The 16,153-nt window shown below is 54.0% G+C and carries 17 protein-coding genes; 11 read left to right on the top strand and 6 right to left on the bottom strand.

All coding sequences use genetic code 11. The annotated features are described in order from the left end of the window. Window positions 1-83 precede the first annotated feature (83 nt). Window positions 84-479, bottom strand: coding sequence for a VOC family protein (locus ACYX34_RS18015; protein ID WP_462077962.1), 396 nt, complete (start codon window positions 477-479; stop codon window positions 84-86). 265 nt (window positions 480-744) lie between these two features. On the opposite strand from ACYX34_RS18015, the gene ACYX34_RS18020 reads away from it, so the two are divergent. Continuing rightward, entirely contained in the window at window positions 745-1,050 is a 306-nt protein-coding gene (locus ACYX34_RS18020) for a carboxymuconolactone decarboxylase family protein (RefSeq protein WP_462077963.1), read from the top strand. A gap of 10 nt (window positions 1,051-1,060) precedes the next feature. On the opposite strand, the gene ACYX34_RS18025 is transcribed toward ACYX34_RS18020, so the two are convergent. Genes ACYX34_RS18025 through ACYX34_RS18035 form a run of 3 tightly spaced genes read right to left on the bottom strand, consistent with a single transcriptional unit; the run spans window position 1,061 to window position 3,138 of the window. Beyond that, the gene (locus ACYX34_RS18025) at window positions 1,061-2,311 is read right to left on the bottom strand and encodes an RNA polymerase sigma factor (RefSeq protein ID WP_462077964.1); all 1,251 of its coding nucleotides are present in this window, start codon (window positions 2,309-2,311) and stop codon (window positions 1,061-1,063) included. 7 nt (window positions 2,312-2,318) lie between these two features. Next, on the bottom strand, window positions 2,319-2,678 hold the full coding sequence (locus tag ACYX34_RS18030) for a YciI family protein (protein WP_462077980.1): 360 nt from the start codon (window positions 2,676-2,678) through the stop codon (window positions 2,319-2,321). 46 nt (window positions 2,679-2,724) lie between these two features. Then, a complete protein-coding gene (locus ACYX34_RS18035; RefSeq protein WP_462077965.1) occupies window positions 2,725-3,138 on the bottom strand; it encodes a VOC family protein in 414 nt (137 codons plus the stop codon). Between the two features lie 188 nt (window positions 3,139-3,326). Between ACYX34_RS18035 and ACYX34_RS18040 the strand changes: the two genes are divergently transcribed. Next, complete coding sequence (locus ACYX34_RS18040) at window positions 3,327-4,151, top strand: DUF6502 family protein (RefSeq protein WP_462077966.1); 825 nt, start codon at window positions 3,327-3,329, stop codon at window positions 4,149-4,151. A gap of 24 nt (window positions 4,152-4,175) precedes the next feature. Further along, window positions 4,176-5,447, top strand: a complete 1,272-nt coding sequence (locus ACYX34_RS18045) for a DUF5666 domain-containing protein (protein ID WP_462077967.1) — start codon at window positions 4,176-4,178, stop codon at window positions 5,445-5,447. Between the two features lie 538 nt (window positions 5,448-5,985). Here ACYX34_RS18045 and ACYX34_RS18050 read toward each other — a convergent pair. After that, window positions 5,986-6,186 (bottom strand): hypothetical protein, encoded by a 201-nt coding sequence (locus tag ACYX34_RS18050; RefSeq protein WP_462077968.1) that lies wholly within the window; start codon window positions 6,184-6,186, stop codon window positions 5,986-5,988. A 240-nt stretch (window positions 6,187-6,426) separates the two neighbouring features. Between ACYX34_RS18050 and ACYX34_RS18055 the strand changes: the two genes are divergently transcribed. The 4 genes from ACYX34_RS18055 (at window position 6,427) to ACYX34_RS18070 (ending at window position 9,785) form a co-directional block, all read left to right on the top strand. Then, the gene (locus ACYX34_RS18055; RefSeq protein WP_462077969.1) at window positions 6,427-6,885 is read left to right on the top strand and encodes a c-type cytochrome; all 459 of its coding nucleotides are present in this window, start codon (window positions 6,427-6,429) and stop codon (window positions 6,883-6,885) included. Window positions 6,886-6,911: 26 nt separating this feature from the next. Continuing rightward, complete coding sequence (locus ACYX34_RS18060) at window positions 6,912-8,183, top strand: hypothetical protein (protein WP_462077970.1); 1,272 nt, start codon at window positions 6,912-6,914, stop codon at window positions 8,181-8,183. 125 nt (window positions 8,184-8,308) lie between these two features. After that, entirely contained in the window at window positions 8,309-9,193 is an 885-nt protein-coding gene (locus ACYX34_RS18065) for a hypothetical protein (RefSeq protein ID WP_462077971.1), read from the top strand. 172 nt (window positions 9,194-9,365) lie between these two features. Further along, entirely contained in the window at window positions 9,366-9,785 is a 420-nt protein-coding gene (locus ACYX34_RS18070; protein ID WP_462077972.1) for a response regulator, read from the top strand. A 60-nt stretch (window positions 9,786-9,845) separates the two neighbouring features. Here the strand turns inward: ACYX34_RS18070 and ACYX34_RS18075 are convergent, their stop codons facing one another. Further along, entirely contained in the window at window positions 9,846-10,112 is a 267-nt protein-coding gene (locus ACYX34_RS18075; protein WP_462077973.1) for a hypothetical protein, read from the bottom strand. 1,628 nt (window positions 10,113-11,740) lie between these two features. Here ACYX34_RS18075 and ACYX34_RS18080 point away from each other — a divergent pair. The 4 genes from ACYX34_RS18080 to ACYX34_RS18095 all read left to right on the top strand — a co-directional run bounded on the left by ACYX34_RS18080 (window position 11,741) and on the right by ACYX34_RS18095 (window position 15,396). Continuing rightward, window positions 11,741-12,160 carry a c-type cytochrome gene (locus tag ACYX34_RS18080; protein WP_462077974.1) on the top strand — a complete coding sequence of 140 codons (420 nt, stop codon included), beginning with the start codon at window positions 11,741-11,743 and terminating at the stop codon, window positions 12,158-12,160. Between the two features lie 33 nt (window positions 12,161-12,193). Next, a complete protein-coding gene (locus tag ACYX34_RS18085) occupies window positions 12,194-13,414 on the top strand; it encodes a hypothetical protein (protein WP_462077975.1) in 1,221 nt (406 codons plus the stop codon). A 262-nt stretch (window positions 13,415-13,676) separates the two neighbouring features. Further along, window positions 13,677-14,435 (top strand): hypothetical protein, encoded by a 759-nt coding sequence (locus ACYX34_RS18090; protein WP_462077976.1) that lies wholly within the window; start codon window positions 13,677-13,679, stop codon window positions 14,433-14,435. A gap of 25 nt (window positions 14,436-14,460) precedes the next feature. Next, on the top strand, window positions 14,461-15,396 hold the full coding sequence (locus tag ACYX34_RS18095) for a hypothetical protein (protein WP_462077977.1): 936 nt from the start codon (window positions 14,461-14,463) through the stop codon (window positions 15,394-15,396). Window positions 15,397-16,153 lie beyond the last annotated feature (757 nt).

Here is a 16,153-nt window from a genome sequence, read left to right on the forward strand (position 1 = left end):
AACCGATTCGTCTGGTGAGGATGCGTTTTACTGCTACCCAGACCCACTTGTTGTAGGAGAGAGTTTCTGCTCCATTCACTTTTCTACGGAGTGTAAGGCTCATGCACGGTACGTTGTGAAATCCACCAGATGTTTCCATGCTGATCTTTCACACCTCCCTGTCGATCGCCATATGGCATGTCGGCGACTTCCATCACTAAGATTGCCCCATTTTTGAGAGCGCGTTGCATGGATGCATCGGCGTCTTCAACATACAGATAATAGGCGGCAGCCATGGGTGTGTAGCGTTCGGTGGCTTCGCTGACCATGACGGTTGAGGTGCCAAGGTTGACTTGAACGTTTTGGATCAGGCCGTTCGGTCGCATGGTCCGGCATACTTCTGTGCCGCCAAGACCTTGGGCGAGGAAGCGCACAAAGCTTTCTGCATTGGTCACGAAGAAATAGGGTGTCACCGTGTTGAAGCCGGGAGGGATATACATGTCACACCTCACACGTGAATGGGTAATGTGGTGATGCGGAGAGGCAGTCTAGCGGAAACGATGCTGTTCCACTACCGGCAGATCAGTTGTTGAAGAAAGCAGAAGAGCATGACGGTGCTCTAGATTGCCAGTATCTGTTACCGAGTAATGGATTTCCGATGGGTTGACCGGTGTTACAAAGGTGTGCTGGGCTTACGACGATCGCAGTGTGATGGTTGGAAGAAAGCGAAACCATTCTGAATCCCTCAAACCAAGGAGACTCCATATGTACGATGTGAATAATATCAAGAAACTGCCCAAGCTTGGTTCTCACGCCAGTGAAGCGTGGAAGAGTTTTGTCGCGTTCGACAAAGCCGCGCTTGCCGACGGGGCCATTCCAAGGAAGTACAAGGAGCTGATGGCCATTGCAGTGGCGTTGACCACGCAGTGCCCCTATTGCATCGATATCCACGTAGACGCGGCTCGCAAGGCGGGAGCAAGTGACGAGGAACTTGCCGAGACGGGCTTCGTCGCGGCTGCGCTCCGTGCAGGAGCGGCGGTCACCCATGCGACCCATCTCCTGAAGGAATAGCATCTTCTGTTCAGTTCAATTCCATCAGACGTTGTCTGAGAAACCGTTGCTCTGGCTCTTGCTTTGTGAGAGCCAGGGCTCGTTCATATGAGGTGCGGGCATCGGTCTTCTTGCCCAATCGTCGACAGAGGTCAGCTCGTGCCGCATGCGCGAGGTGATACTGTGCCAATGTCCCGTTCTCCAGTAGGCTATCGACCAATGCCAAGCCTTTTGCCGGTCCATCACGCATGGCCACTGCGACTGCTCGGTTGAGCTGAACAATCGGTGACGGTTCGACTCGCAAGAGGAGGTCATAGAGTGCGACGATTTGTGCCCAATCGGTTTCCCCTGCGCTGGACGCTTCCGCATGGACGGCAGCAATGGCGGCTTGGAGTGTATAGGGTCCGATGCGCTTCATGGACAAAGCCCGTTCCACGTATGAGATGCCTTCGCTGATCTGTGCTCGATTCCAGAGTGACCGGTCTTGCTGTTCCAAGAGCACAAGATCGCCGTTGGCCGACGTGCGGGCCTGCCTTCGCGATTCGTGCAAGAGCATCAAGGCCAGGAGTCCTATGACTTCGGGATCCGGCAAGAGTTGTAAGAGGAGTCGGCCAAGACGAATCGCTTCGCCGGAGAGATCGGCTCGCGTGAGCGATGTTCCGAAAGAGGCGGAGTAGCCTTCGTTGAACACCAAATACACCACGCGTAGAACAGCCTCAAGGCGTTCCGGTAGCTCTGAGGGTGGAGGAACCTCGTAGGGGATGCGTGCATCACGGATCTTTGCCTTGGCACGGACGATCCGTTGAGCAATAGTTGTTGGCTTAGTGAGGAAGACGCGGGCGATTTCTTCCGTCGTCAAGTTGCAGACCTCACGGAGTGTCATCGGGATTTGGGCATCGGATGAGAGGGCCGGGTGGCAACAGGTAAAGATCAGCCGCAGACGGTCATCCTCAATGGGTTCGTCCGTCTGGTCCAGTGGATCGCTGGTGGTGGCCTCAATGTGTTTTGCCAGTTCAAGTAACGATGCATCATGGCGGGTACGACGCCTCATGCCGTCGATGGCCTTGAACCGTCCGGTGGAGACAAGCCAGGCTCGTGGATTGGCTGGGATTCCGTCACGTGGCCATTGTTCCATTGCGACGGCGAATGCTTCTTGTAACGCTTCCTCCGCCGCATCGAAGTCGCCAAGCAGGCGGATCAAGGTAGCAAGGACCTGGCGCGATTCAGAGCGGTAGACCTCATCAACCTTGATGCGGGCTCCTCTTGCTGCATCGTCGTTCATGTGACCGTTAGTCTGCGCATCCGAGCTCTTTCATCGGACGTACTTCGATACTGCCGAATTTAGCGGCGGGAAACTGTGCCGCAATGCGGATCGCATCATTCAGGTCCGGGACATCGATCATGAGAAACCCGCCCAGCTGCTCCTTCGTCTCGGCAAAGGGGCCATCGGTGGTCGTGGTTTTGCCCTCTCGGACTCGGACGGTGGTGGCGGTCTCTATCGGATGGAGCGGAGAGGCGGCAAGCAATTGGCCGGCCTTTTGTAGCTTCTCGCAGTACGACATGGCGTCATCCGAGATGGCACGCCGTTTGTCGCTCGGGAATGCATTCAAGATCTGTTCTTCAAGATAGACAAGGCAGAGATATTTCATCATAGCCTCCTGGGTCATGTGTGTGGGAAGTAGGCGGATATCTGGGCTACTTGGCTCGCTCGTTCATTTCCCACAGGGCAAAGGTATTGCCCTCCGTGTCAAGGCAGATGGCGAAGTAGCCCATCCCCGGCACGGCGGTCTTTGGCTTGCACAGGGTTCCACCGAGCTTCTCCACCTTCGTCGCCGCTTTGCTGACTGACGGGACACCGACATAGTTCGTGATCGGTTGTTGCGGATGCATCCGTGGCATCATGCCGCCATCCGGTGACGCGTCTGGTCCTCCGGTGTCGATATGCCAGTAGTCGTTAATGGCGGCGGGCAGCTTGGCAAACGTCCAGCCGAACATCGATCGATAGAACTTCTGGGCCCGGTCCAGATCATCGGCAGGAACCTCGAACCAGACAATGCTGGCAGCTGGCCGATTCTTCTTCGGTGTTTTCGTTTTCCTCTTCGTCGCCATGGGGTCCTCCTCTGAGTTTAGGGGTAGCCGGATCAACTGGTCATACTATAGTCGCTGGGGAAACCTGAATTCGACAGGTGTCGCAAGCTTCTCGGACATGAGCTACATGGCATGGTACGTGCCCATCCGGGCTTGTCGTGTTGACTTGGAATTTGAGCAATGAGAAGTCTATAGTCGAGGCCACCACCATGCCTCAACCCAAGCACACCGCAGCGCTTTCAACTGCTACACGTCAGCTTCTACGTCCGCTCGTTCGAATTCTTTTGCGAAACAACGTGTCTCATCGAACGTTTGCTGACTTGGCCAAGCGAGTCTATGTGGAGGTGGCGAACGCTGAATTCGGCATTCCCGGCAAGAAGCAGACGGTATCGAGAATTGCCATTCTCACCGGATTGACGCGAAAGGAAGTGCAGCGGTTGCTCATGCCGCTGCCTGATTCCAGATCCATTGCGGAGAAGGAATACCATCGCGGATCGCGAGTGATCACAGGGTGGCTCCGCGATCCAAAATACGGCGATGGGAAGGGGCATCCTCGCCCGATTCCTCTGGAGGGAAGAGGCGCAACATTCAGTGCGTTGGTGAAATCCTACAGTGGGGATATCCCGGTGCGAGCTGTGCTGGATGAGCTCTTGCGGGTTGGTGTCGTGAAGCAATTGAAAGACGGACGGATTTGTCTTGTCTCTCGGGGCTATATCCCTCTGAAGGGTTCGGCGGAAAAATTGCAGGTGCTTGGGGCGGATACCGCCGATCTCATCTCGACGATCGATCACAATATCCATCTGAAGCCTAGGCAGCCGCGCTTTCAACGAAAAGTGATGTATGACAACGTACCCATAGACGCGGTAAAGGAATTTCGTACGTTGGCAGCTGCCGAGGGGCAAGAATTGTTGGAGAAGCTGGATCGTTGGCTTGCACATCGTGATCGCGATACGAATCCGGCGTCACAGGGGAGCGGCCGTGTGCGTGTAGGACTCGGGATTTTTCAGTTTGAAGAACACAACTCATCTGAGTGATTCCACCTGGGGCAATCCCTCACTATGAACCCTCGCAAGGATCAGCATCTTCTTTCCATCATCGCCTTGTTTGCGTTGCTGGCGTCGTGTAGCCCTGGTCCTCAAGCCGGCGGCGGGATCGGTGGAACGGGACAGATTGCTTCCATTGCTTCAGGCCCCATCACCGGGTTCGGCAGCATTTTTGTCTCAGGCGCTGAGTATGATACGACGCATACCTCGATGCTGATCGACGGGAAGCCGGGAAGTCAGAGCGACCTTCAAAAAGGGATGATCGTACGCGTGGACGCCACGTTGACTGAGCGATCCGGTACGAAGGATTTACCGCTGCGTGCGGCGAATACGTTGCTGTATGAGGATACGCTCGAAGGATTCGTCCAATCCGTGGCTGCGGATGGCTCCCACCTCGTGGTCTTGGGTCAGATCGTCACCGTCACGCCAACCACCAGCATCGATGCCAGTATCCCGGGAGGCACCGTTCTGAATCTGGTGCCTGGTCGGGATCTCGTGGAAATCAGCGGGTTCGTTATTGGAGAGGGAAGCATCAGAGGAACCTTGATCAGATTGAAAACATTCCATGCGGGGCCCGCCGTTCCGGATTATCAGGTCAAGGGATTCATCACACGCCACAAGCCTGATCAACGTACGTTCGAGATCGGTTCGCTGACGGTCGATTACAAGGGGGCGGTATTGAATGATTTGCCTGGGCAATCAAACAGCGTGTGGGATGGTCTGTTGGTTGATGTCATAGGAACACAGATGGTAGCAGCGGGTGGACAATCTTCCGGCCTTCGTCTTACTGCGATGCGTGTGCGGTTGGAAGGATTGGGCTCCATAGACAGCGAAGAGGCTGTGATAGAGGGATTTGTAACTCGGATGCTGAGTCCAGACAACTTCTTTCTCGGAAACGTGCAGGTGGTGACGAATGCCGGAACGATTTTCGAAGGGGGTACCCGCAGCGACATTCTCGTTGGAGGACATCTCGAGGTGCACGGCACTCTAGTCGGTGGGATTGTGAAGGCGACAAAGGTGGAAATTGAGGATGCCGATCTGAAAGGCCTCGTGACGCAAGTGCTCGATCCGAGTCGATTTGTCATCGGCACGGTCCAGGTGCTGACGAGCTCCGTGACCGTCTTTACGGGAGGGACCGTCAACGATATTGTCGTTGGAGCGCATGTGGAGGTGTATGGATCGGTGGTCGATGGTACCGTCAACGCAACGAAAGTGGAGTTTGAGCAAGAGGCGAGACCTCAGACAACAGGATCCGCAGTTCCTCCTGCCGATCACACCGTGCCGTGATCCAAGGTTGTGTTCGTCGATTCGAAGGGTCAGACAGCGCTCGATTGCAACGCATCATTGCACCTATTCGTTTTTCGGTAAGGGATCAGCAACAGAATCAGAAAACTTCTGTGCGCGAGCAGGTTTCACCTTTGTATTTCTGCATGATTGCTCTTCACTCCCGTCCTTGCCGTCCGTTCTGCACCTTACCGGCGTCTGTCGCCGGACTCAGATCTGAACCGATCTCTTGACAGGGACCTGCAGCGGTCAGACTTGATACGGTCCTGCTCATCACTCCGTCTATGCGTGAGGACGCCCCACATCGGTGTACGATATTCTGATTTCGGCGTAACGGAATAACGGCATGAGCTCAACTGCGTCCTCGCAATCAGGATTGTGATCGGCCGGAACGCGGTGAACGCAGCCGTTGGCTGCAGATCTTGCTTGTGGGAAAAGTATCCCAAGTCATCGATCGAGTCAAGCAGCACATTGGCGTGGCACCTGGATCATTATGGCAGGAACGGCTGTATGTCTGTAGGTATTCCCCTACATTGCGAAATCAGGCGCCTCTTTCGGGCATCCCATCCATCCGACTATCAGGACATGCCTTGCCTAACATTCTTAAATTGGGATATATTTCCCAAATATGAAAACGGTCATTGCGGCGGCGTGGATTGGCATCGCTCTCACGACGAGTGTTGATGTCGATGTAGTCATCTTCCTGCAATGACCCTGCTGTGAACGGAAATAGGTTGTCCATCGACTCATTGATCCTCCTCATCCATTCAACTCTGTTTCTCACGTTAATAGGCCACAACCGGCATCGTTCCATGTGTGGGATGAGTACTTATGTTGGGTATGCGTGCGGCGCGGCACCACATTTGCTCCACGGTTAATCGTTGTTCGGTGTTGCTCTGATGCGACGCGGATTCTGTGTTGCCTGATGGACGTCGTGGTCTGCACATGTCGTAAAAAGCCGCAGGCTACGAACAGGGGGTGTATGCCTGAACTAGTTGTGCGGATTGAGGAAGGGACACATATGAAGATCACGAACCTATGGCGCACACTTCTGATCGCCGGCATCGTTGTCTGGCCTCTGATCGGCGACACCACAGACCGAAAGACACCGACGGCCCCTGAAGAGTTTCTGAAGATGGCCAATCCAGTGACACCGACAGCTGAGATGCTGAAGGAGGCCGCGACGATTTATGACAGCCGGTGCAGCAAGTGCCACGGATCCGGTGGGAATGGAAAAGGATCCGCCACCAAAGATTTGGACGTTAAACCAAGGGATTATACCGATAAGAGTCTGATGCGGACCATCCCGGACGGGCAACTCCTTTGGGTCATCGCAAACGGAAGCGATCCGGACACCACGGAAATGAAGGGATACAAGAAGAAGCTCTCGGAAGAGCAGATGTGGAGTCTCGTGCACTACATTCGGGCCTTTGCACAGTAGCGGGCCTCAATCTAGATGGAGGAATTATGCGTTTGCGTGTGTTGATGTTGGCCGTCATGTTCGGCAGTTTGGCCTCGGGGCTTGTGACGCTGCTCGCGCCGCAAGAGGCGAAAGCGATTCCGGCGTTTAGTCGGCAAACCGGAGAATCCTGCTCGACGTGCCATGCCGCGTTTCCTAAACTGAACCAAACAGGACAAAACTTTCGCACCAATGGTTTTCGCTTTCCTGAAGACAAAGAGTGGCACGACATCCAAGATATGAAACATGTCCCAATCTCTGGCGAGATTGAGGTCGAAGCAGAATTCAATAAGGATCGTGGCGTGGGAGCGGGTGGCCAGGAGACCTTGTTGAAGATCGATGAACTTGCCCTCTTAGCGGGGGCCCCGCTTGGGAAAGAGGGCCGATTTTCTGGCTACGGGGTACTGAATTTTTCCGAAGGCAATGTGGCAGTGGGGCAGGCCTATGGGCAAGTCAATGATCTCATCGGTCAAAAAGCCCATGGCCTACTCAATGTCAAACTCGGCCAGTTCGACATTGCCTTGCCGTTTCTCTCGTCCACCCAACGAGTGATTAAACAGCGGTATTTCGCGCAGGAGGCGCTAGGTGTGCTCGGTGCCCGTGGGGATGGAGGGAGCACAGAGGGCGAGGCGACTGAATACTACAACACGGGAGTTGAGCTCAACGGGCAAGTAGTCTCAAAAGAAGCCGGTGGGATCACCCACCGATATGCCGTCGGTATGTTCCAACCGAAATCGCTCGGCGGTATCAACCATCTCGGCTTTCCTGGCCTCTATGCCACCTATTCCATTCAATTTTTGGAGCGATTTACCCTGGGCGCCATCTATAAGCGAGACGTGGTAAATTCCGCGCTCGATCCGTTCGTCGCGTCTGGCAAGAAAGGGGTCGATAAATGGGGTATCGCAGGGGAAGTCAAGCTGGGTCCATTCATTGCCACTGCCGGATATTTTCGATCGGACGGTCTTCCGGACACCGGAAATGGCACGTTAACGAGCACCACTCACAATAGGACACTGCAAAATTACATGGCCGAGATCCTGTTCATTCCACACGATATACCGTTCATCCCTAACAAGAAACTTGTGCTAGGGGGACGTTTCGACCATATCGATCAGGAATTGGCCCAATCGAGTAGTCGTACAACCTTCATGGGTCGGTACTATATTGCCCCCAGTGTGTATATACAGGGAGAATGGCGCGTCCATGACGGGGGCAGTGTGGCGGGCACCTCGGCACAAGATTCATTTGGTGCCCGTGGCTTTCTCGTTGCGCTGTATTAAAGGTGCCGTTTGACAGAGTCCGCTTCGTGATGGGTAAAGTATGGGTAAGACTTCCCTACACGTATGAAATCGAGTGACCGTCTTGTACCGCACCATACTGAATCGGTGGTGCAGAAACTTCTCGAATGAATAGAAAAAGGGTCGGCATTCCATTTCTGCTGAGCGGGTTGTGCCTGTTCATCAGTGCCTGTGCTACGTCTGGTACGGTCGAAGACACCATCTTTTCGGATGGTCCTCGAGGTGCTGTGTTGCTCCAACACGTGGACGATTCATGGTTCACGACCGCCCATCCCGTCTCGGTGAGTCCTCTCCTGCTGACCCACATGTTGCGTGGCGTCCAGGTTCAACCAGCACCCGATGACCAGACGACGGCGCTGCGGGTTTTTTCTGACGAAGAGATAGCCTTTCTTAGCCCGTTGATGAGTACGGCCCTCTCCAAAGCCACAAAGAATCAGCTCGTGGCCTTCAGAGTGGCGCAGAGCACCGATCCCGGTGGAGCCATGACCGGTGGGCTGCTGTTTACCCGTGGACGACTCTTGCATTTGTGGCTGACCTACTACCGAGCCCCCAATATCAGAACAGACGCCGGAACCACGCTGGATCGTCAGGCTCGTAATCCGCAAGGGCTGGCACCTCGCCAGCTGCGTTTTGTTCCAGAAACAGCTCAGCGATCCAGTCACAACCAACAACCGGACGTGATCGATCCCCCTCCCCTCGCCACCCTTGTCATTGACTACACCATGCTCGCCACCGTGTTGAATCTGCCGTCTGAGGTTGCGCCAGCTCAGCCGCTTTCTGGAGATGCTCCTCTGCCTCCCGATCACGGAATCCCAGCTGCGCAAGCAACTCGAACCTCACCGAGTGAGGAGACCCGGGTGCTCAAAGAATTGGTGGAAAAACAAGCTATCGAACTCGATGCGCTGAAGGAAGATATGCGTGCGCTGCGCCGGAGGCTCTCCGAGAGGGAGGTCCCACCGTTGAACTCGCCGCTGCGCGAACAGAACCCCTAAGGGAGTCAGTCGACAGCGGGCCTCATGTTCACGTACTGGGGTGAGTGTGCAGCGGTGCGCCGGGCACAGAAGGCTTTCACTGTTACATCATGAGAAAGATCCCGGACTGCGCTGTTATTTTGCCAAGGTGATTGGTACGGACAATAAGCAGGCCTTATGAAAGATGACGACGATGGCTACGATCCTACTGGTTGAAGACCATGACGACCTCCGTGCAAACATTCGCCTTCGGTTGGAGTTGGACCATCACCGAGTTGTGGAAGCTGCCGATGGGACAGAGGCACGTCAATACTGGAGATCGTTCACATTCGACCTGATCATCACTGCTTTTTCGATGCCGAGCATGAACGGGCAGGAGGTTATCCAGATGGTATCTGCCGGCCAGCCGACTCTCCCGATTATTCTGATGTCCGATGGAATAGAGGAATCTGTGCTCTTGTGTATTCTGCACCGCTTTCCGTCGGTTCGATATCTGCCGAAACAAATCATCAGTACTCACCTTCCAATCTATCTGAGCGACGCATTAAGGATGAAGCCTGCCATGTCCGATCGGCTATCAGATGCGCGACCGCAGTTGACGAAGACAGTCTAACGCGATTCCGGGGACTGTGTGGAGAGATCCTCTTGTTTTAAATGGTTTGGATGGGGGCTGCTATGCAAGCAGCAGCCTTGCTTGATGGTGTGCTGATCTGGCTCGAAGCGGACAGGCGCCGGGCAAATATGTTCGCAGCCGATGTCCTGAAGAATTGATCGGTACATATCTGACAAACTGGTTCCGACGCAATTGGGTAATGTGTCGATAGTCAGCCGTCGGATGGAGGGATACCTTGGTGCCCACCGGGTAGTGCGTCTCTTGTCCTCCCGGGAGAGACGTCCCTCCATCTTTCCCTCCTTGAACGATCTCAATGAGTTCAGTCACTATGGAGTGACGCCCCCCCCTAATCTGCGCTGAAACACTTCATCGGGCAAAACATATCATCCGAATTCAAGTAGACGAATGCACAGCGGAATCCATGCAGTTCAACCGCGATGAAGAACTATGCAATAGTAGCCCGCATTATTCGTGAACACTTTTGCCGCAATCGTCAACCCGCTGCTCTGACACACCTGCGATCGGCGGCTCGTTCCTCGTATCCTCGACGTCCTACACGAGGACGCCTTAGACCCTCCGGGCTCCGTGCGCCGGTCTCACAACGCGCCTTGGTAATTTCACGACGAATTGCCATGAATAATGCGGGTTAGCCTGAGCGAACATTTTCCGGCTCTGCCAGTTCATTGTCACAGCTCGCTAAGCTATGCCCTATCGTGTGGGGGGTGAGGCGGACGAACTTGCCTCTAGGGAGATTCGCAAGGGCCACGTGCCTGGGCAGCAGCAAGCAAACTATCTTTGGCTTTGAAGGAGTGTGAGTGGCGCTTTACTGACGGCAGTCACCCTCTCCGGCTCAAAGAACTCATGTGCTGGTACCAATCGGCCGAGCATGAGTGTTTAGCGATGACAGTCCCTTCTTGATCGTGAGGCTGTGCACGTCTTCTTCTCAGTGAGATGCCTTTTGTCTGTAAAAGCGTGTATTTGATGACCCATGCGGGAAGGGGAGATTCTTCGTTCAATCCGATCTCTGTAACAAACACGCGAGGGTGGTGGTGAAACAATGGCCACGCTCAAGATGAGTGCTCAAGATCTCTCGCGTACGACTGATGACTGTACGCTGCGTACGCATATTCATACGTACGTGAACCCCTACGTTGTGAGAATGATTCAGTGTGGGATAATTATCCCAGTTCATTAAAAGCTGATTAATTGAGGCAACTGTATTCGTGTAGGCATACACCACATCCTGGCGCCTCATTGCAAAACATTCATCAATCGGGCTTTGCAACTTACTTTTGTGTTCTTGGAAATCGTTAGCAACTGATGAATAGCGTGGGGAAAATATCCCAACTATGCAGCGCGTGTCGTCGCTGTATCGCATAATGCTCGCGACCATATTCACTCGAAGCAATTGTGTGGTTGTAGTTCTCGCCCTACGACAATAAGGCTCAAAAATACCATCCATATACTCCATGGATTCGTCCTTCGGAGCGTCTTCACCTTCCTAACTCTTTGAAAAGTAGGAAGTCATACGCGTGTATTTGCAAAACAATTCACTGCAGGCGCCTGCAAGGCATGACTGTTGCTCCAGATGCACTGCATGCAACACAAGCTTTGTGAACAGTTCTTTAGCGTCGACCGGCTGTGGTTGTGCACCATGGCGGATGTGTTTACGTAGCGACCTTCCATAGACCACTCAGGACGAGCGTAAGGGCAAAACGCGAGGTTGGGCCAGGGCGTGGGGCGGTCATGTTTTTAATGATCGTATCCCGTGCAGGGACTTCTTTGTCCCGAAAGAGTCGTGCCTTGGTGGGAAATGCAGGTGTTCTGGAGAACGGTTGTAGGAAGTGGGATGCGTAGGCAGGTAGGGCTGACAAAGCGTTCTCAAGCATGTGCCGAGGTCATGCTTGTTGAAGGGGATGGCAGCCTCGGACATGAAATTGGAAAAGGAGGAGAACATGAAGATCACCAAGCGAGGTCTTGCGGTACTGGGTGCAGCGATCGTGGCGTGGCCCATCGGGGTGCTTGCAGGAGAATTCAAGACGCCGATCGCCCCCGAGGAATTCCAAAAAATGGCGAACCCGGTCCCGCCCAATGCCGAAGTCGTGAAAGAGGCGCCGAGTGTGTACGAAAGCAAATGTAGCAAGTGTCACGGTGACAGGGGGGATGGCAAAGGCTCTGCCACGAAGGGTTTGGACGTGAAACCACGGAATTATACGAACAGGTCCGTGATGGAAAAAATTCCTGACGGCCAGCTGTTTTGGATCATCGCCAATGGAAGTGACCCAGAGGCAACTGAGATGGGGGCATACAAGAAAAAGCTCTCGGAAGAGCAGATGTGGGCGCTCGTCCACTACATTCGCACATTCATGCGCTGATCACGCGAGATCTGGAACAAGAAAGGAAACAGAATGCCAAAGAGATGGTTCTCATGTGCAGTTATGCTCGGGGTTGTGGGATCGGTGGTATCAACAGTCTTGGTCCCCAAAGAGGCCGAGGCCATCCCCGCGTTCAGCCGGCAGACAGAAAAGTCCTGTTCGACCTGTCATCAAGCACTCCCTAAGCTTAATCAAACAGGCCAAAGTTTTCGGATGAACGGATTCCGATTTCCGGAAGACAAGGAGTGGACCGACATCCAAGATATGAAGCACGTCCCGGTCTCCACGCGTATTATCGTGGAAGCCGAATACAACAATGCGGACAACAGTAAGCCGACCTCCAAGCTGGGAGTGGCCACCATTGAACTCATGGCTGGGGCGCCAGTGGGTACGACGGGGGTGTTTTCTCCGTACATTGATATCGGCTATGCGAATCGTACGCTCGCGGTCAATCAAGCATATGGACAGATCAATGACCTGCTCGGTCCCACCGGCCAGGGCTTATTGAATCTTCGATTCGGCCAATTCGATATCGCGCTGCCGTTTCTGTCGCACTCGCAACGCGTGATGCGACAGCGGTACTTTGCCCAAAGTGCGCTCGGGGTCCTCGGGGCTCGCGCTCAGACCGTCACCCCGCCGGGTGTTCCGGTCGCCGATGAAGCGTTGGAGATTTACAACACCGCGGTGGAGCTCAACGGGCAATGGGTCGGGGAAAACGTCACCCATCGGTATCTGGTGGGGGTATTTCAGCCGCAGCAGATCACGGGGGTAAACCGGCTCGAAAATCCAGGGGTCTATGCCACGTATGCGGCAACGATTTTTGACAACTATCAGATCGGGGCCATCTATAAGCGGGATGTCGTCAACAATCCCTCGGTCGTCATCCCTGATGGAAGGAGAGCCCTGAATAAGTGGGGAGTGGCTGGTGAAGCGAAGTGGGGACCGTTGATCGTTACGGCGGGGTATTTTCGGTCGGCGGCGCTCGATCACCGCGATCTTCAGAATGTGTTGGTGGAGGGCCTCGTCATCGCCAACAAAACCTGGTCCTTTGGTGCTCGATGGGATCATTTGATGCAACAGGGAGCCCCTTCCGGTTCACGGACGACGGCCATGATTCGGTACCACATTACCTCCAGTGTCTACATTCAAGGAGAGTGGCGGGTAACGGACTCGTTCAATGCGGGACAACCGAATCCCGTGCAATTCGAACAGGATTCGTTGCAGGGACGATTGTTCGTCAATGCGGGATTTTAACCGATCAGGTTGAGAAACTTGAACTCAGCTCTGGCCGGGTTTTCAGGAGGCTCGTCGTATCAGACGTATCAAGGCTGCGGACTGAGAGGGAGATAATGTCCCATGTTTTTTGATCTCGGGCGTTCCCCGTAATCCGCCACGGGGTTCTCTGCTGCTTTCAGAGGTCTTAGAAACTGAGATCTAAGGTGCTCGCAGCAAGCTGCGAGCAGCTTCATTGAGGTTGGGGTCGGGTACCTTCGGAATGTACCCTGTCCCTCTCTATATGATGTTACGTGGATACTACGACATAAATGGGAGAAAGGAAGATTCTGAATTTCTGACCATGACCGGCCTGGTGGCCAGCGAGAGTGTGTGGGAGGTGTTTGAGGTCAAATGGCAGGAAGTGCTTCAGGCCCATGGTGCATGGTCGTTTCGCATGAGTGACGTCATGTATCTGAAGGGGGAGTATTCGCGTCATCATGGGTGGGATGACAAACGTGTTGATGCGCTGCTTCGTGACCTCTGGAATCTATTGGGAAAATTCAGCTACGGTGATATCGGACTGAAATCAAATCTTACGGCAGTCTCCTGCACTATGGTTATGAAGGATTACCGTCAGGCGAAAAAGGAGTATCCACAGCTGATTGAGCCTGAGGCTATCTGTGCGAGTTCCTGTCTGCAATGGCCGAGTGATCTTGATGATGATTCTGATCGCCCCGCTGAGATCGTGATGGTCGTTGATCGCCATGCGTGCTTTCAAGAGCTTTCTGGTCGGGTTTGGGGAGGGAGTAGCAAGCAACCAGGAGTTGGAGGGCTCAAACAGATCAAAAACGTGGTTTATCGAGATCGCGTACCCATAGAAATCTCCATAATCGACAGGGCTCCCTTTGAAGCGACGGAGATGATCGCCTGGTTGGTAAATAATCGTCACAACATCCAGTCACGCATGCGTCGTTGGGATTTCGCGACTATCATTGCGATGAAGCACTACATGAAGACCTATGACTATGCCGCGTTGATGGAAACATATTGTGTTGCATAGCGACCTTTGAGGGAGTGATCCACATATGAGAATTGAACGCCATCGAGTCTTATACGTTACAAAACTTGACCGGCTGAAGAGTTTCGTGCTGCTCGGAGCGATATCTCTGCTTACCGGTGCCTGTGCTTTTGCCAAATTGAAGGCAGTCGACGAAGTACTAGTCGATAATCCACACGGTACCGTATTTCTCCAGAAAGCTGAGGATGTGTGGTTCCGAACAGCCCACCCCTTTGATCTAAGCCCGGACCTTCTCACGGCGATATTTCGGGGTGTCCGCGTTCTGGATTCGTCATCCGACAGGACGACAGGGGATCGCATCTTCTCAGACGAAGATACACAGTTCCTGAGTATGCTGATGAGTAACGCTCTCGCTAAGGCCAACAAGAGCCAGGTCGTCGGATTTCGTGTAGTGCACGACATGAAGGGCAGGCAGGAGACAACCGGCGGGATGTTGTATGTACAGGGGCGGTTGCTGCATCTCACCTTGACGCACTACCGTGCATTGCACCAGCATTTCAAGCAGACCGGTCCGTCGGGTCGTTTGGACCCCAACCCTACCGGGTTGGATCAACATCAGATCGTGTTCAGCCCGGCAGCAGCGAAGAGGTCGAGCCGCAATGAACAGCCGGATGTGATCGCTTCATCTCCGCTCGTCTCACTGGTCCTAGACTACGAGGCTCTGATCGAGGGAACTTCGCTCTCGCCCACCTTGGTTCACTCTCGCCCGATTCGCCCAGAAAAAGCATCTGTTTTCCGGCAGATCATTGAGCCAATGTTTCCGATGAACAGTGCTCCGGTTCCTCACGACGGGCGACCCCTATCGGATGATGCGAGTCGAGCTACTCTCGCGCCGGTTCCAGGGAAAGAAGCTGAACGAGAGGCACTTAAGGAGGAGGTGCGTATACTCCAGCAACGACTGTCCGAGCTAGATGGCGAAGTGCAAAAATCAAAGAAGCCCTAATCTAGAACTCAACAAGACCTTGATAAGTCAGTATCGGCTTCTGGTTCGTGAAGCGATCAGCGACACTGCTGTCTGACGAGTGTGCCAGGTTAGGTCGAGAAACGTGATGACCTCTCGCTCGAGGAGGTCCTGGGACAGGGGGCTGAGTTTTCCTTTACGCCCGCGGCTCTAACGGTGAATCATGCGGCAGTCAGGATTAGAAAGCGAGCTTGGTAAAACCGGATGGAGGGATACCTTGGTGCCCACCGGGTAGTGCGTCTCTTGTCCTCCCGGGAGAGACGTCCCTCCATCTTTTCTCTATCGTCGGAAGATTGTCGGTTCCGGCCATCAAATGATCGCTGCATGTTCCCAGCTTCTCGTGGCGGATCATACGCTCCCTTCACTGTTGACTGTCTGAGCTTACGGCTGAAATGAAGCGGACAGAGAATCCAGGATTCTTGTTTAGGATTCAGCTCCTGCTACGGTGAGTGTCTCACTTTCGACGTCCTCCAACGCTGCACCATGTTGATTCTGTTGGTATTGTGCGGCGATCAGCGAGTAGAACACTATCAATCAGGACGACTGCAAAGCCCAGTGTGGCGGTGAGGGCCGAGTCCTCCTGACGGAGTCGACGCGACTGGGTGCGATAGGTTCATCGGTCATCAAACAGTTTCAGAGTCCGAGGAGTGAGAGGACTGAGAGGACTGAGAGGACTGAGAGGACTGAGAGGACTGTACCTTGCGTTCATTGTCGATTTTTGGGAACACCGCAGTCTTGC

Source organism: Nitrospira sp. CMX1 (assembly GCF_054902215.1).